Source organism: Advenella kashmirensis W13003 (assembly GCF_000506985.1).
In the GTDB taxonomy this organism is placed as follows: domain Bacteria; phylum Pseudomonadota; class Gammaproteobacteria; order Burkholderiales; family Burkholderiaceae_B; genus Advenella; species Advenella kashmirensis_A.
On record NZ_KI650979.1, the window covers coordinates 1790223 to 1804709 of the forward strand.

A 14487-nucleotide genomic window follows, 5' to 3' on the forward strand; every position below is an offset into this window, starting at 1 on the left:
TATGTCATGATGATGATGTCGGCAATTTCTACAGCTCCAGCAGTTTCAAGCGTTGAACTTTTCCTGAGGGCCCTCTGGGCAACTCAGCCACAAAACGGAACGCGGCAGGCGATTTATAGCTGCCCAGCTCCTTTAAACAAAATTGGTTAATATCCCTGATCAGATCATCGTCGTCACGTGCAGTCATGCGCTTGACGATGTAGGCAGCGATATTTTGTCCATAATGTTTGTCATCGATACCCACCACGGCCGCGTCCAGTACATCGGGGTGCAGCAGCAGTATTTCGTCTATCTCGCGTGGCGCAATATTTTCGCCACCTTTGATGATCAGTTCCTTGACACGGCCTGTAATGAAATAAAAGCCATCAGCATCGCGGTAGCCCAGATCGCCCGTGCGTAACCAGCCGTCGTGCGTGAATGTTTTTCTGGTCTGTTCATCAGATTTGTAATAACCAAGCATAACGTTCTCGCCCCGGACTAAAATTTCTCCTTTTTGTCCTGCAGGCAAGGGGTTTCCCTCTTTATCTACAACGGTGGCCTGTACCCCGGAGGGGCGACCGATACTGCCGATCTTGCGCTGCGCGGGATCGTACGGGTTGCTGAATATCGGCGCGGCTGTTTCTGTCATCCCCATGGTTTCAATAATGCCAATGCCGAAACGTTCTTCAAAAGATTTGTGATGAAACGGCGCCAGCGCCGCCGATGCCGAGCGGCAGAAGCGGATCCGGCTGCGATCAATCGCGCAGGGTGTTTCATCATTGATCAAATAGCTGATAATGGTAGGAACAGCATTGATCCATGTACATTGAAATTTCTGCACGCGAGGCCAGAAATGGGTCGCCGAGAATTTGCTGTCGATAATGACGGCGGCGCCCGAGAGCAGGGGTGTCAGCAAGTTAACCACCAGTGCATTAATGTGATAGAGCGGCAATACGCAAAGGCAGCGGTCGGATTTTTCCAGAAGATGCTCCGCCGCGATGGCACGGGCGCTGGCAAGCAAGTTCGCGTGAGAAAGCATCACGCCCTTGGGAACGCCGGTCGTACCCGAGGTATACATCAGCAGTGCGGGTTGGCTTGCCGGCACAGGAGCCCGCGGGCTGGCCGGCAACGGAGCGAGTGTCAGCGTCGGCAGAGCGGGATCGGTCGCGGAAACCGTCATGACGGTGGCTCGTGTTCCGCTGCTTTGCATGGCCGCCGCCACCAGCGGTTCCAGTTCTGAGTTGGTAAAGACAACACGCGTATCCGAATGTCCAAGGATATAGGCCAGTTGCTTTTCCTGGCACAGCAGATTAATCGGATTAATGATGTAGCCACCATACATGGCGGCCAGAATGATTTTCGCCGTGTTCACTCCATTCGGCAAGAACACCGAGATCGTCTCTCCGGGCATCACGCCCAGGGCAGACAACTGTCTGGCGAAAACCCTGCACTCGGTCGTCATATCGGCGTAGGCCTGTGACTGTTCAGTGATCGCGTCGACCAGATAGGGATCGTCACCCGCGTTTGCAGCGTTGTGATCAAGCAGACTGGCAATCGTCATGGTATTTTCAGGCATGGTGGAATCTCCCTAAGTAATCGGCAAAGATCGTGTCCACCTGCGGCTCTCTTGCGGGAATCGTCTGGACCACACGTGTGATATTCAAATAGTGGCGGTAGTGCATGTTGTCGGAGAAACTGTTACCACCCCAGGTCCCGCAGCCCATTGACAGTGAGAAGGGCAGGCCGTTATCGAAATTGCCGCCCGTGGCAAAGCAGTGTGCCTGGTTGACGATGACCCGTGATACCGGCAGCGTCATCCCCAGATCCCGGGCACGGTCCGGCTTTGCCGTATGCAGCCCGATCGAATGGCCCGCTCCCATATAGCCGTATATCTCACTGGCAATGCGTTTGGCATCTTCAAAATCCTTTGCTTTGTACACTGTCAGCACAGGCGCCAGTTTTTCTCCGGAAAAGGGGTGGTCACGACCGAATCCGTCTTCCTGCACCATGAGATATGCGGGGGCGCTCGCGTTGGTGGTTATATCGATTTTTGCCGCTTGCATGATATGGGCGGCGCTCTTTCCCGATGCCACCGGGGTGAGCTTGCCTTCATGCCACATGACGTCCTGCAGGCGCTGCTTGTCGTCGGCAACCAGCATCATTCCACCTTCTTTTTCCAGCGCTTGCAGCATCGCATCGTAGACAGGCGCGACGATAATCACGCTGTTTTCGGAAGAGCAACTGGTGGCGTTGTCGAATGTCTTGGACTGACGGATCAGGCTGGCCGCCTTTGGCAGATCTGCCGATTCATCCACAATGCTGGTCACATTGCCGGCGCCCACGCCAAACGCCGGCGTGCCGCTGGTATGGGCCATGCGGACATTGGATTGAGAGCCAGTCGCTACAACGAGATCGGCCTGTTGCATGAGCGCTGCTGTTGCGGCCTTGCTGATGGGCTCAGGCAGAATCTGTACAAGATCGCGCGGCACACCTATGCGATCGAATTCGTCATGAATAAATTGCAGCAGCAGGCTGCTGGTACCAGCGCCTTTGGGCGACGGCGCCAGGATAACGGCGTTGCCGCATTTAATTGCGTTGATGATCTTATTGGCGGGTGTCGCGCCCGGATTGGTAGAGGGCGTGATCGCCGCCACCACGCCCACGGGTCGGGCGATTTGCGTAATCCCTGTATCGGGGTCGGTGTGTATCACACCTGTGGTCGTGACGCCTTCAAGGTCTCTCAGGAGCCCCAGTGTCTTGCGGTGGTTCTTACGTATTTTATCGGGTACGTTTCCCAGGCCTGTGTCATCTACTGCTTTTTCGGCCAGCAGGCGGTTTCTTTCCGGCTCCATGATCGCCCAGCCGACCGCCAGCACGGCGTCGTCGATGCGTTGCTGGTCGAAGGCGGAAAATTGCTTTTGTGCGGCACGTGCCCGCTCCACAACAAGCGCGACAGCCTGCGTGATGTGTTCCGGATGACTGCTGTGAATAGTATCCATTGTAGCTCCCTGGACAGATCGAATCGAATTTGTAATATTTCTGAAAATATAGGGTATGCTCAACAGTTAAACGTCCCGAAAATTGACATTCCGCATTTGCCGCAGAGCACAAGAAGTGCTTTTTGTTGATTTTCGGGACAAAAAAACTATAGTGGAGAAAAAAGAACAGGTCGCATCGACCGAAAAATCATGGAGGAACAAGAGAGATGAGTTCAACAGACAACGCGGCAGCAATAAGGTCATTCCGCGTCCTGGAGATTTTGGCCATGGCAGGTCGCCCGATGCCGTTAAGCGAAGTCGTGAAAGAGATCAACCTGCCCAAACAGACGGTGCATCGCATACTCAAACAGCTTGAAGCTGCCTGGCTGATCGTGCAGGTCTCGGACAGTAAAAAATATGAATGCTCGGCACGGATACGCCATTTTTCACTGAAGGTGCTGATGAGCTCCGGCAGTCTGGCGGTCGAACGCCATGCTTTGCTTAGCGAACTGGTTGAACGCGTCGAACTCAATTGCAATCTGACGGCGATCAGCGGACATGAAATTATTTATCTGGACCGGGCCCAGCATCCCAATGCCATGCGGCTGAGTCTGAAACCCGGTTCGCATGTGCCGATGCACTGTTCGGCCAGCGGCAAATTATTATTAAGTCTGCTGCCCAAACAGCGTCGTGATCGTTTGCTGCACAGTCTGCCTTTGCGCGCGCGAACGGCGCAGAGCATTGTCGAACCCGAGGTGCTGGACGCTGAGCTGACGTGTACTCGAAAACGCCGTTACGGCACCAGCCGGCATGAACATGTTGAAGACATGAATGCGATCGCCGTGCCGGTTCAGGTGGGGAAGAACAGAATATGCGCCGCCGTGGCGGTGCAGGCGTTTGAGCAAGAGCGCAGTTTTGATCAACTGATGGAACTGATGCCGACACTGCAGCAGACGGCCGGTGAAATTGCCAAGACATTTCTGTAGGGTAACTTTGCCCAGGCAAGCGGCAGGCTGTGGCGGGGTCGCCCGTCAGGGCCGGCCGCCTTTGCTGTGCTGACTTCAGGCTCTTTTGAGCTGCTTATTGCGCGACTTTCTGAACACGACCTCCAGCAAGAGCAACACAACAGTGATGGCAATCAAAAATGTACTGATGGCGGCGATGACCGGCTCCATATTCATGAGCAGGCTGTTCCAAATCCGGACCGGCATGGTTTCGCTGTCCAGCCCTGACAGGAACAGGGAAACGATCAGTTCGTCGAACGAAGTCAGGAAACTGAAGAACAGGGACGACAGAATACCCGGAACGGCAAGTGGGATGACCACATGCCTGAACGTGTAGAACTTGCTTGCGCCAAAGACTTCAGCGGCGCGCTCGACTGAAATATCGATGTTCTGAAGTGCACTGATCAGAATCAAAAGCACCACGGGAATGGCAAGCATGGCATGGCAGATGGCGATCCAGAGTTTTGATCCGACCAGATCCAGTGGCACCGAGGTGAAGTACAGGGCGACCGCAGTGATAATGGTGGGAATGATCAATGGCAGCAGGCAAAAGGAAACAAGCAGTTTTTTATTGCCATAAGTGCCTCTGACCAGCGAGTAGGCGCCCAGGAATCCCAGTGTTGTCGCGATCACGCTGGCCAGCAGTGCAATCACAAAACTGGTGACAAGGGACTCCATCCATTCAGGACTGGAGAAAAACGCCTGATACCATTTGACCGAAAGCGTCGTCGGAGGAAATGCCATATAGCTGCTTTCTCCGAAAGACATAATGACTACGATTGCAATGGGCGCAATAAGCACGATGCAGAGCAAAAACGAAATAAAGTTGACAATTCTTAGTTGATTGCGCATGGCTTTTCCTATTTTCCCAGCATTTTGTCAAGATCGGTATACTTGCAGTAAATGGCATAGATGATCAGAGTGATCACCAGCAGGAAGAGCGCCAGGGCAGACGCCAGTGGCCAGTTCACCGAAACCTCGATATTGCGCTGGATCAGCGTGGCAAGCATGACATCGTTCGGTCCGCCCATCAGGGCAGGCGTAATAAAGAAGCCGACCGCCAGAATATAAACAATCAGAAAACCGGACACGATTCCGGGCATACTCAGGGGAAAGAAAACGCGACGGAATATGTAGAAATTGGAAGCGCCCATGCTGCGACCTGCCTGCAACAGCCACATGTCGATGCCTTTCATGGTAGAAAAAAGCGTCAGCACAAAGTAGGGCAGCAGCACATAAGTCATGCCAATGGTGACGCCCACCATGTTGTACATCAGATTGAGAGGCTGATCGATCAGGCCGATCTGTATCAGCACGGTATTGATCACGCCGCGGGTCCCCAGGATAATCATCCACGAATAGGTTCGTACGATAATGGACGTGAAGTAGGGGACGATGACGCAGATCACAATCAGCGTGAAACGGAACGAGCCCGATCGCGTCATGGTGTAGGCTACCGGATAGGCACACACCAGCGCCAGCAGCGTGACAATGAGAGAGAGCCAGACAGTCTTTAATGCAACCGAAATAAACAGATTCGAGCTGAACGTCTCAAGGAGCATGACCAGAAAATTGCCGTCGTAGTCCAGGGCCGATTTGACAAAAAACCAGCCGATAGGCAGAACGAAGAAAATCAGTAAAAACGCCAGGACCGGATACAGCAGCATCTCGTTGTTGAAGGTCATCCGCCGCGCCGCGGCCGGCTGGCTGGCCGTCAGGACAGAATCATTATGCATGTTGAATAATCCTTATGTCTTCCGGGGCCTTCCAGTTGAGCGTGACCGGGTCGCCTATATCAAAAATCTTCATGTCGGTCGTGTTGGTGACGTCGGCATAGACCTTCGCGGATGAATTCAGATTCACCTGATAGCGTACGATATGGCCCAGAAACGAGACATGCATCACTTCTCCGTTCAGTGAGGGCGGACCATCCGCGCCCTGTCCTTTTGACGCCGACAGCAGCAGGCGCTCGGGTCTGATGAACAGGCAATCGCCCTGCTTCATTTGAATCTCGCTGCGCACGGCGGGCTGCACCGCATCAAAATCCAGGAGATTGGCTTCGCCGAGAAAGCCCGCCGCAAAAACGTTCCTGGGGGATTCGTACACCTCGCGTGGTGTTCCCAATTGCTCGATCTGTCCGTTATTCATGATGGCGATCCGGTCAGACATGTTCATGGCCTCTTCCTGATCATGAGTAACAAACACAACCGTCATATTCAGGCGGCTCTGCAGTTCTTTGATTTCCATCTGCATCTGATATCGCAAATTTTTGTCCAGCGCGCCCAGCGGTTCGTCCATCAGCACAACCTCCGGATGGAAAACAATAGCTCGCGCCAGCGCCACCCGTTGCTGCTGGCCGCCGGACAGTTCTTTTGGAAGCCGCTTTTCGAATCCGGCCAGACGGACCAGTTCGATAGCCCATTTGGCGCGCTCCGCGCTCTCGCGGGACGCGTACTTGCGTACCTTCAACGGGAACATGACATTTTCCAGCACAGTCATATGCGGAAACAGGGCGTAGTTCTGAAACACCATGCCCAGATTGCGCTCCTGTGGGGACAGCCCGCTGATATCACGACCGTCAAGCAGGATCCTGCCGCTGTCGGGCAGCACAAAGCCCGCCAGCATCATGAGTGTGGTTGTCTTGCCCGAGCCGCTGGGACCCAGCAGGGAGAAAAACTCGCCCGGCTGGATGTCCAGATGAATGTTATTAACCGCCCGAAAAGAGCCAAATGACCGGCTGATGCTCTCGAAGCGGATATGCCCTTTTTTGTTTACGCGTTCAGAATCCAATTTGCCCACTCCTTGCTAACATTTGCACGATTTTTTGACCACCAGTCGGCGTTGATAAGAAAGCCGTGTTCACGGGTGCGCTCACCGCCGGGGATTTTTGCCTGAATTTCTGGGGTCAGCGCATCAAATCCCGCCTGAGTAACAGGGCCGCTGTTCCACTGGGCGCTGAACTGGCTTTGCACTTCCGGACGCAGGCAGTAATCAACGAGCTTTTGCGCCTGCTCCAGGTTTTTTGCTTTCTTCAGAATGGCGTAGGCCTGAACCCGAACACCATGCTGATTCCAGTTAATGGCCAGCGGCGCGTTATTTTCGATCCCTTTCAGAATCCGGGTGCTCCATACTGAACTCAGATCCGCATCGCCCGTCGTGAGCATTTGAATGGACAGTGCGCCAGATGTCCAGAACTTCGAAATACCCGGTTTGATGCGGCTAAGCGACTTGAGGGCACGTGGAATATCAAGCGGGTACAGCTTGTCCATGGGTACGCCATCGGCCAGCAACGCCAGTTCCAGGTTGGGTGTGCCCGTATCCATATCTGCCAGAGCCCGGCTTCCGGGCGTTTTCTTGTAATCCCAGAAATCGGCCCAGGTGGATGGTACCGAATCCTTGTTAAATTTCGTCGTGTTGTAGCCCATGACATCGGCATACACAAAATTGCCGACGTAATTATCATGTTTGTATTGCGCGATAATATCGTTCGGATCGGTGTGCTTGAAGTTTTTATAGTCGATCGGAGCCAGCTCACTGGCCCACTGCAGCAGTACGCTGTCATCATTATCGATCACATCAATCTCAATATTGCCAGACCGGATCATGGCCTCAAGCTTGCCTGTGGTGGTTGCCACAGGGATGACGCGAATACCTGTTTCTTTGGTGAACGGTTCGTAAATCAGTTTCTTGCGGATATTGTCGTACTCACCTCCAGGGGAGCGAATCACCACGCGTTCCTGCGCGGCCTCGGCATTTTTAACCCAAATCATTGGTGCAACGGCCGATACACCGGCCAGTTTCAATATCGTTCGGCGTTGCATTGAAGTCGCCGATTTTTTTTCATTTGTCATCCTCGTGTCTCCTAAAAGCGGTTAAGTCGATAGGGGGTAATATCAATGTTGCTGGCCGTCCCTGAGATGAGGTCTGCCAGTATCTCTGCGGATTTGGGTGCGCCGGTCATGCCCGTGTGACCATGTCCGAAACCCAGGAAAAGTCCTGGCAGATGCGGTACGCGATCAAGTATAGGCAGGCTGTCCGGGGTGGACGGGCGAAATCCGAGCCAGAATTCCTTTTTCAGGTTGATATCCAGGCCCGGAAAAAGTGTTTTTGCGTGACGAACCAGCAGTTGCTCACGAGTCATATTGGGTGCCACATCCAGTCCTGCGATTTCGACAAACCCGGCAACCCGGATGTGGTCGGCCATGGGGGTCATCGCCACGGCGCGTGTTTTGTCCATGATGGGCAGGGGCAGTGCCAGCGCTGCCGGATCGAAAGAAACGTGATAGCCCCTTTCCGTTTCCAGCGGCACATGAATGTTCAGCCCGTCAAGCAAGCGATTGGCCCAGGCGCCCGCGCAAATCACAAGGCGGCTTGCGCGGGCGTTTCGCGTGGCAAGGATAATGCGGTAATCACCCGATGCGTCGTCACGGCTGATCCCGTTCACTCTTTGGCGGACCAGTTGACCACCGTTATCCAGAAACTGCTGCAAGAGTGCCTGCACCAGTCGGAGCGGAGTCGAAGCGAACCCGTTTTTTTCATAGAGCTGGCCGTGGCTGATGCGATCTGAAATACCTGGTACAAGGTCACGTACTTCGTGCGCGCGAAGCAGGCGCGGCGCTACACCGTTGTCTGTCTGTATCTGTCCGCTAATGGGGTCGGCCTGCTGGTTGCGCTCCCAAACATGCAGTTGTCCGGTCGTCACGATGAGCCTGGATGCGGCATCTGTACCCAATAGCGAGCGATAAATGGCGTCAGCGTTTCCATGCAAGGCGCGCAGGGCACGTGCCTGCTGCAGGACTGATTGTTTGCGGCTGCCCGAACGCAGCCATTGCAACAGCCATGGCAGTGCCGTGGGTAAATAGCGTTTGCGAAGACTGAGCGGTCCCTCGCGATCCGTCAGCCAGCCGGGTATTTTTTTGACCATGCCGGGCATGGAAATGGGAATGCAGCTGTCGATGCTGATCAGACCGGCGTTGCCAAAGGATGCACCGGTTCCCGGCGCCCGCTCATCAATTACGGTGACTTTCCAGCCACGCTGCTGCAGGGTGACCGCGGTGCACATGCCAACAATTCCGGCTCCGATAATGGTCACTTCGCCTATGCCGTTCACGACGGGTACTCCTTGCTCTGTAGATTGTCTCTGGGTTGTTTTTTTACCAGCTTTGTCTGGTTTGAAAGCAATATACCAGTTACCCGTCTTTCTATATAATGAATAATTCGGGCGGTGCCGGTGAAATAAATTCATAATGAACATCAAGCAACTAAACCACATTGTGACCCTGTCGGAAATGCTCAACTTCAGCAAGGCGGCTGAACGGGTACATCTGAGCCAGTCAGCGCTCAGTAAGAGCGTTTCCTCCTTCGAAGAGGAAATCGGGATCCTGATATTCGACCGCAGCAAGAACACAGTTGCGATTACGCCAACCGGCGCGTTTGTCATTGAACACGCCCGCCATCTCATTGGTTCGCTCACCAGTTTCAATAAAAATATTGAATATCTGAAAACCGGTAACCAGGGCACGATCAAAGTCGGTGCCGGCCCGTTTCCTGCAAAATGCTTTTTGCATCACGCCATCAGGCAGTTCCGTGAGCATTATCCAAAAATCTCCATTGATATCAGAATAGACAACTGGAGAAGCCTGCTCGGGCTGCTCAAGGAAAGGGAGATTGATTATTTCATTGCCGATATCCGCAGTCTCGATGACGACCCGGAACTGGACATCCACCCCATAGGCGGTCTGACGCTCGCCCTGTTTTGCGATCCATCCCATCCGCTGGTTCGCGACGATCCTGCGCGCTCAATCCGGCCGCGGGAAATTCTGGACTATACCTTTGCGTCGGTCAGTCTGCCATCGCTGGTTTTCTCGGAGCTCAAGCACAGCCTGAGCCTGAATCACAACGATACCTTTTCGGTTGATCTCAAATGTGATGACATGGGATTGATCACGCGCCTGGTTCCGCAATCGGACATTATTTTTTTAAGCAGTCATTTGATGATGGAAGATGCATTGCGCGACGGCACGGTAGTCCGGCTCAATATTCCCATGACCCGCAATCGTTTCGGCGAATGGGCGCTGGTGCAGATCAAAGGCCAGAAACTAGTGCCTGCGGCAGAAAGTTTTGCACACATGATGGCGGACATTGTGCGCGCCGGCAGCCTTGTCGACCACGAAAAGTACGGTATCAAGCGAAACGAACCGTTGAATTTTCAGCGAAAATAGTCAGCGTTGTCAGCGCTTCGGGGTCGCATTAATACGGGAAAAAATGAAAAACATCGCAACCCTGATTCAGATCGCACGCAGGCGCGCCGCGGGCGGATTTTCCTGTTCCAGCATCGCCGTGGCCGAATGCCACAAATGGCGGCTCATGGCTGCGTAGGCTTCATCCGGGTTACCGGCCAGGATAGCGCGTGCTACGGCTTCGTGCTGTGCGATTGAAGTCTTGATAATCGAGTCGGTCCCCATCACGCGTTTCAGATGGGTCATGAACACCGCCAGCTGATACCGGTCAATGAGTTCGGCCAGTTCCTGATTGCCGCTGATCATGACGATGGCCTGGTGGAATCTGCGGTTGTATGCGGTAAAGCGTCGCATGTCCAATTGCTGTTCGAGCGTACGACCTTCATCCAGCAGCCTCTCCAAGACGGACCGGTGATCGCCTTCGCCGATATGGTTCGCCGCCAGCCTGGCCGCCTGGCCTTCGAGTGCTTCGCGTATCTGGAATAAATGCATGATTTCGGCGCGACTGAGACGACGCACAATCGCCCCGCGATTGGGCACCAGTTCGATCAGTCTGTCGCCCGCCAGGCGGTGAAAAGCCTCGCGCAAGGACCCGCGGCTGATACCCAGCTGTTCGACCAGATCGCGGGAAATAAGCCGCTGCCCGGGCACGAGCGTGCCTTCGAGAATGAGTTCCTTGAGCATGGCTACCACGCGTTCGACGGTGTCTCCACTGCGGACCGCCACGTCCGGTTCAATGGCGGGTGAGTCTGAATGAGTCGAATGCATTTGTGATATTTACCTGCTGGACGGATGGAAAAAATTCTATTATAGTGGAGTCAACTACAAAAGTGTCGGACAAAACTATACGACATAAATAAGGAGACAACATGAAGCAACTGCTCAAAAGCGCGGCAGGCGGGCTACTGGTTGCGGCCGCCTTTACCTGTGGGACGGCGGCAGCCGTCAACCTCACTGTGACCCATTGGGCCGATGGCATGTACGGCGCACCATTTGCGGTTGCGGTGGAAAAGGGATACTTCAAAGAGGCCGGGGTCGATGTCACCGGCTTTATTACTTCACAGGGCGGCGGCACGACGGTGCGCAACGCCATGGCATCTGAAATTCCCTATGGTGAAGTAGCCTTGTCTGCTGCGATTGCGGCTGTCAAACAGGGTGTCAAGCTGACAATCGTGCATGGCGGCGTCATCAGTCTGGCTGATAACTTCTGGGTCGCCATGAAGGACTCACCGCTAAAGTCCATTGAAGACCTGGCCGGCAAGCGGGTAGGATACAGCAGTCCCAAATCGGTGACTGACATGGTGTCGACGATTGCGCTGACCAACCGCAAGTTGCTGGACAAAGTCGAACGCAAGACTGTCGGCAGTCTCAGCTCGGCGTTTACGGCATTGCGCGAAGGGGGCGTTGATGCCATCTATATGACCGAGCCTATCTATAGCAGAGAAAAAGAAAATCTGAAAATTGTCTTTCGTTCTGCCGACGAAATTCCGCATATGACGCAGACTGTCGGTGTGGTGCGCCGTGATTATCTGAAGGCGCATCCCGAAACCATCAAAGCGATTATTGAGGGCCGCCGCAAGGGGGTAGACTATTTGATGGCCCATCCCGATGAGGGTGGAGATATTCTGGCCCGTCATTACAAAATGGATCCTGCCATTACCAAGGCTGCGATTCAGAATATTATCTCGGTCAAGGGAACGTATTGGAGTCCAGGCAAATTCGACTATGAAGGCATGGACACCATGCTCAAGGGCCTGGAACTGGTCAAGGCCATTGAACCGGGGGCATTCAACTGGAAGGATGTTGTCGATGAGTCGCAATTGCCGGCCGACCAGCGAAGCCAGTGAGCATACATAATGGCCACTCACCTTCACTCCGTTCCCCTTGCTCAAGATGACGTCGCGCCGGCACCTGTCCATATCAATGTGGAGGCGGTCACCAAGGTCTTTTCGCGGGAGCATGCGGAGCCTGTACATGCTTTGGGTCCAGTCAGTTTTTCACTTCGCAGAAAAGAGTTCTTTTCTGTCGTGGGGCCGTCCGGTTGCGGCAAATCAACGCTACTGGATGTCATTGCCGGTCTCAGTGCCCCGTCAGACGGCGTCATTGAGTTTGAAGGCAAGAGGGTAAACGGCCAGGTGCCGGATGGCGTTGCGGTCGTGTTCCAGGAAGATGCCAGCTTCCCATGGCTATCTGTGTTCGACAATGCCGCTTTCGGCGCCCGTCGCGCCGGTCTGGCTGAGACCGAAGTACGCGAACGCGTGGATCATGCTTTGGCGTTTATGGGCCTAGCGCGCTTTGCCGACGCTTATCCTGCACAGTTGTCCGGGGGCATGCGCCAGCGCGTATGTATTGCGCGCGCCATGGTCATGCGTCCGCGCCTGATGCTGCTGGATGAGCCGTTCGGTGCGCTGGACCAGCAAACGCGGCTGTTGATGGGTGAAGAAACGCTCAAGCTGTGGCGTGAAACAGAATCAACCATCATGTTGATCACGCATTCCATTGATGAAGCGGTCATGCTATCTGATCGTGTCGGTACGATGTCGGCTCGTCCGGGCACGTTCATTGATATTGTCGAAACGGGGTGGAGTCGGGAGCGTGGTAGCGAAACGGCGCTGGACCCCAGGTTCGGTGCCTTACAGTCTCAGATCTGGGGGAAATTGCGCGGCGAGTCGCTCAAAACCCTGGGAGAGCGGTCATGACAAACGTGATGGATGGCGACAACAGGCAATCATCGTCCATTGCTGTTTCGATGGCATATCGTCGCCACCGGGTTGTGCTATGGCGACTGTTATTGGTGGTGAGTGTCATTGCTTTGCTGGAGCTGGCCAGCAGATTATCCTGGATCGATCCGGTCTCATTCCTTCCCCCGTCTGCCATGGCGGCGAGCGCGTGGCACATACTGGTTGACGGAATGTACCGCGAGGATATGCTGCTGACTCTGTCGTCGGCAGGCACTGCTGTCGTCATGGCGGTGGCCGGCGGTTTTCTGCTAGGCCTGCTGCTGTTCCGGTTCGGCAGGTTGCGCCGCGTGCTGGATCCATTGCTACTGTCCTATTATGCAGTGCCTATCTTCGTCCTCTATCCGATGCTAATTGTGATTTTCGGCCTGAACCGCTGGCCGCTGATTGTCCTGGGCTTTCTGTTCGCGATCGTTGCCATGGCAGTCAATACGCTGAATGGGCTGGAGCGTGTTCCAGCCGTTTTGCTGCGTACATCAAAGGTTCTGCATCTGGGGCCCCTTGAGGAGGTATGGCTGATCAAGCTGCCGGCGAGTCTGCCTTTCATTTTCACCGGCATCAAACTGACTATCGTGTACTCATTTATTGCAGTCATCGGTGGGGAATTCCTGTTGTCGGGAGCGGGCCTGGGTTACCAGATTGCCTTTGCCTACAACAACTTCGATAACCAGACCATGTACGGCCTGATGTTTTTGCTGTTGCTGTTCGTGGGGGTCATTAATTTGTTGCTTCATTCGGCAGAACAGCGTTTGTACCAGCGCCGGGTATTGAAGGAGAATGCATGAACAGGCCGATACTCAGCGATCGCAGCAAACGGACCGATGCGCTCCTATTGGTTGTCGGTCTGCTCGTCACATGGAAACTGGCTTCTCTGCTGTTGGGGGCCGATGCCTTGCCGGGCCCCTGGTTGACGCTTCTGCAACTCAAGCGGGAACTCATGGCGCCGGATTTTGGCGCGCATCTGGCGGAAACCGCGAAGGCATTTTCGATCGCACTGGTCCTGGCGGTGCTGGGTGGAGTCTGCATCGGGCTCGTCCTGGGAGCGCGGCGGCTGGCGGGCGATGTCGTCGAACCGCTTTTGATAGCGCTATATTCCATTCCCAAAATATCACTGTATCCAATCATCCTGCTTATATTCGGCCTGGGCATCTCCGCCAAGATTGCCTTCGGGGTGATACACGGCATTATTCCCATCATCATTTTCACCATGACTGCGGTGCGCAACATCAAGCCGGTGCTGCTGCGGTCGGGTCGCGCTCACCGGCTGACACCATGGCAAACGGCAGTCCATATTCTGATTCCGGCTACGGTGCCGGAAATTGTCGCAGGATTGCGTATCGGCTTCTCATTGACCCTGCTCGGAACACTTATCGGTGAAATGTTTGCCTCGCAGCGTGGCATCGGGCATTTGCTGATGCTGGCGATTGATCGGCACAATCCGCCGACCATCATGGCGCTGTCGCTTTTGCTTTTTGTTTTTGCCACGGTAGTCAGCATCGCGCTGCTGCAGTGGGATCGCCGCCTGCGGCACGGAACTGTATCTTAGCGA

The 14487-nt window shown here is 54.5% G+C and carries 14 protein-coding genes; 6 read left to right on the top strand and 8 right to left on the bottom strand.

Annotation, left to right across the window (positions count from 1 at the left end; all coding sequences use genetic code 11):
- Positions 1 to 28: 28 nt before the first annotated feature.
- The gene (locus W822_RS32220; RefSeq protein ID WP_024004727.1) at positions 29 to 1555 is read right to left on the bottom strand and encodes an AMP-binding protein; all 1527 of its coding nucleotides are present in this window, start codon (positions 1553 to 1555) and stop codon (positions 29 to 31) included.
- Positions 1548 to 2978 carry an acylating sulfoacetaldehyde dehydrogenase gene (gene sauS / locus W822_RS32225; RefSeq protein ID WP_024004728.1) on the bottom strand — a complete coding sequence of 477 codons (1431 nt, stop codon included), beginning with the start codon at positions 2976 to 2978 and terminating at the stop codon, positions 1548 to 1550. Before sauS ends, W822_RS32220 begins: the two co-directional genes overlap by 8 nt.
- 206 nt (positions 2979 to 3184) lie before the next feature.
- Between sauS and W822_RS32230 the strand changes: the two genes are divergently transcribed.
- Positions 3185 to 3943 carry an IclR family transcriptional regulator gene (locus tag W822_RS32230; protein ID WP_024004729.1) on the top strand — a complete coding sequence of 253 codons (759 nt, stop codon included), beginning with the start codon at positions 3185 to 3187 and terminating at the stop codon, positions 3941 to 3943.
- Between the two features lie 75 nt (positions 3944 to 4018).
- Here W822_RS32230 and W822_RS32235 read toward each other — a convergent pair whose 3' ends face one another.
- The 5 genes from W822_RS32235 to W822_RS32255 are packed head-to-tail and all read right to left on the bottom strand — an operon-like array spanning position 4019 to position 9071.
- Positions 4019 to 4813 carry an ABC transporter permease gene (locus W822_RS32235; RefSeq protein WP_051401647.1) on the bottom strand — a complete coding sequence of 265 codons (795 nt, stop codon included), beginning with the start codon at positions 4811 to 4813 and terminating at the stop codon, positions 4019 to 4021.
- 8 nt (positions 4814 to 4821) lie between these two features.
- Positions 4822 to 5697 (bottom strand): ABC transporter permease, encoded by an 876-nt coding sequence (locus tag W822_RS32240; protein ID WP_051401648.1) that lies wholly within the window; start codon positions 5695 to 5697, stop codon positions 4822 to 4824.
- Entirely contained in the window at positions 5690 to 6751 is a 1062-nt protein-coding gene (locus W822_RS32245) for an ABC transporter ATP-binding protein (RefSeq protein WP_031242474.1), read from the bottom strand. Before W822_RS32245 ends, W822_RS32240 begins: the two co-directional genes overlap by 8 nt.
- Positions 6733 to 7812: an ABC transporter substrate-binding protein gene (locus W822_RS32250; RefSeq protein ID WP_024004733.1), complete on the bottom strand. Its 1080-nt coding sequence runs from the start codon at positions 7810 to 7812 to the stop codon at positions 6733 to 6735. The genes W822_RS32245 and W822_RS32250 overlap by 19 nt, the downstream gene beginning before the upstream one ends.
- An 11-nt stretch (positions 7813 to 7823) precedes the next feature.
- The gene (locus W822_RS32255) at positions 7824 to 9071 is read right to left on the bottom strand and encodes an NAD(P)/FAD-dependent oxidoreductase (protein WP_031242475.1); all 1248 of its coding nucleotides are present in this window, start codon (positions 9069 to 9071) and stop codon (positions 7824 to 7826) included.
- 136 nt (positions 9072 to 9207) lie between these two features.
- Between W822_RS32255 and W822_RS32260 the strand changes: the two genes are divergently transcribed.
- Complete coding sequence (locus W822_RS32260; RefSeq protein WP_024004735.1) at positions 9208 to 10182, top strand: LysR family transcriptional regulator; 975 nt, start codon at positions 9208 to 9210, stop codon at positions 10180 to 10182.
- A 66-nt stretch (positions 10183 to 10248) separates the two neighbouring features.
- Here the strand turns inward: W822_RS32260 and W822_RS32265 are convergent, their stop codons facing one another.
- Positions 10249 to 10968, bottom strand: coding sequence for a GntR family transcriptional regulator (locus W822_RS32265; RefSeq protein ID WP_024004736.1), 720 nt, complete (start codon positions 10966 to 10968; stop codon positions 10249 to 10251).
- Between the two features lie 101 nt (positions 10969 to 11069).
- Between W822_RS32265 and W822_RS32270 the strand changes: the two genes are divergently transcribed.
- From W822_RS32270 to W822_RS32285, 4 genes are read left to right on the top strand one after another with little or no spacing between them, the layout of a single operon-like run.
- Positions 11070 to 12047: an ABC transporter substrate-binding protein gene (locus W822_RS32270; protein ID WP_024004737.1), complete on the top strand. Its 978-nt coding sequence runs from the start codon at positions 11070 to 11072 to the stop codon at positions 12045 to 12047.
- Positions 12048 to 12056: 9 nt separating this feature from the next.
- A complete protein-coding gene (locus W822_RS32275; RefSeq protein WP_024004738.1) occupies positions 12057 to 12899 on the top strand; it encodes an ABC transporter ATP-binding protein in 843 nt (280 codons plus the stop codon).
- Positions 12896 to 13723, top strand: coding sequence for an ABC transporter permease (locus W822_RS32280; protein WP_024004739.1), 828 nt, complete (start codon positions 12896 to 12898; stop codon positions 13721 to 13723). Before W822_RS32275 ends, W822_RS32280 begins: the two co-directional genes overlap by 4 nt.
- Complete coding sequence (locus W822_RS32285; RefSeq protein ID WP_024004740.1) at positions 13720 to 14484, top strand: ABC transporter permease; 765 nt, start codon at positions 13720 to 13722, stop codon at positions 14482 to 14484. The genes W822_RS32280 and W822_RS32285 overlap by 4 nt, the downstream gene beginning before the upstream one ends.
- The last annotated feature ends 3 nt before the right edge of the window (positions 14485 to 14487 follow it).

Coding starts and splice junctions, on each gene's coding strand:
- W822_RS32220 (WP_024004727.1), bottom strand. CDS start 1,555: ATGCCTGAAAATACCATGACGATTGCCAGTCTGCTTGATCACAACGCT.
- W822_RS32235 (WP_051401647.1), bottom strand. CDS start 4,813: ATGCGCAATCAACTAAGAATTGTCAACTTTATTTCGTTTTTGCTCTGC.
- sauS (WP_024004728.1), bottom strand. CDS start 2,978: ATGGATACTATTCACAGCAGTCATCCGGAACACATCACGCAGGCTGTC.
- W822_RS32250 (WP_024004733.1), bottom strand. CDS start 7,812: ATGACAAATGAAAAAAAATCGGCGACTTCAATGCAACGCCGAACGATA.
- W822_RS32240 (WP_051401648.1), bottom strand. CDS start 5,697: ATGCATAATGATTCTGTCCTGACGGCCAGCCAGCCGGCCGCGGCGCGG.
- W822_RS32280 (WP_024004739.1), top strand. CDS start 12,896: ATGACAAACGTGATGGATGGCGACAACAGGCAATCATCGTCCATTGCT.
- W822_RS32230 (WP_024004729.1), top strand. CDS start 3,185: ATGAGTTCAACAGACAACGCGGCAGCAATAAGGTCATTCCGCGTCCTG.
- W822_RS32270 (WP_024004737.1), top strand. CDS start 11,070: ATGAAGCAACTGCTCAAAAGCGCGGCAGGCGGGCTACTGGTTGCGGCC.
- W822_RS32285 (WP_024004740.1), top strand. CDS start 13,720: ATGAACAGGCCGATACTCAGCGATCGCAGCAAACGGACCGATGCGCTC.
- W822_RS32275 (WP_024004738.1), top strand. CDS start 12,057: ATGGCCACTCACCTTCACTCCGTTCCCCTTGCTCAAGATGACGTCGCG.
- W822_RS32260 (WP_024004735.1), top strand. CDS start 9,208: ATGAACATCAAGCAACTAAACCACATTGTGACCCTGTCGGAAATGCTC.
- W822_RS32265 (WP_024004736.1), bottom strand. CDS start 10,968: ATGCATTCGACTCATTCAGACTCACCCGCCATTGAACCGGACGTGGCG.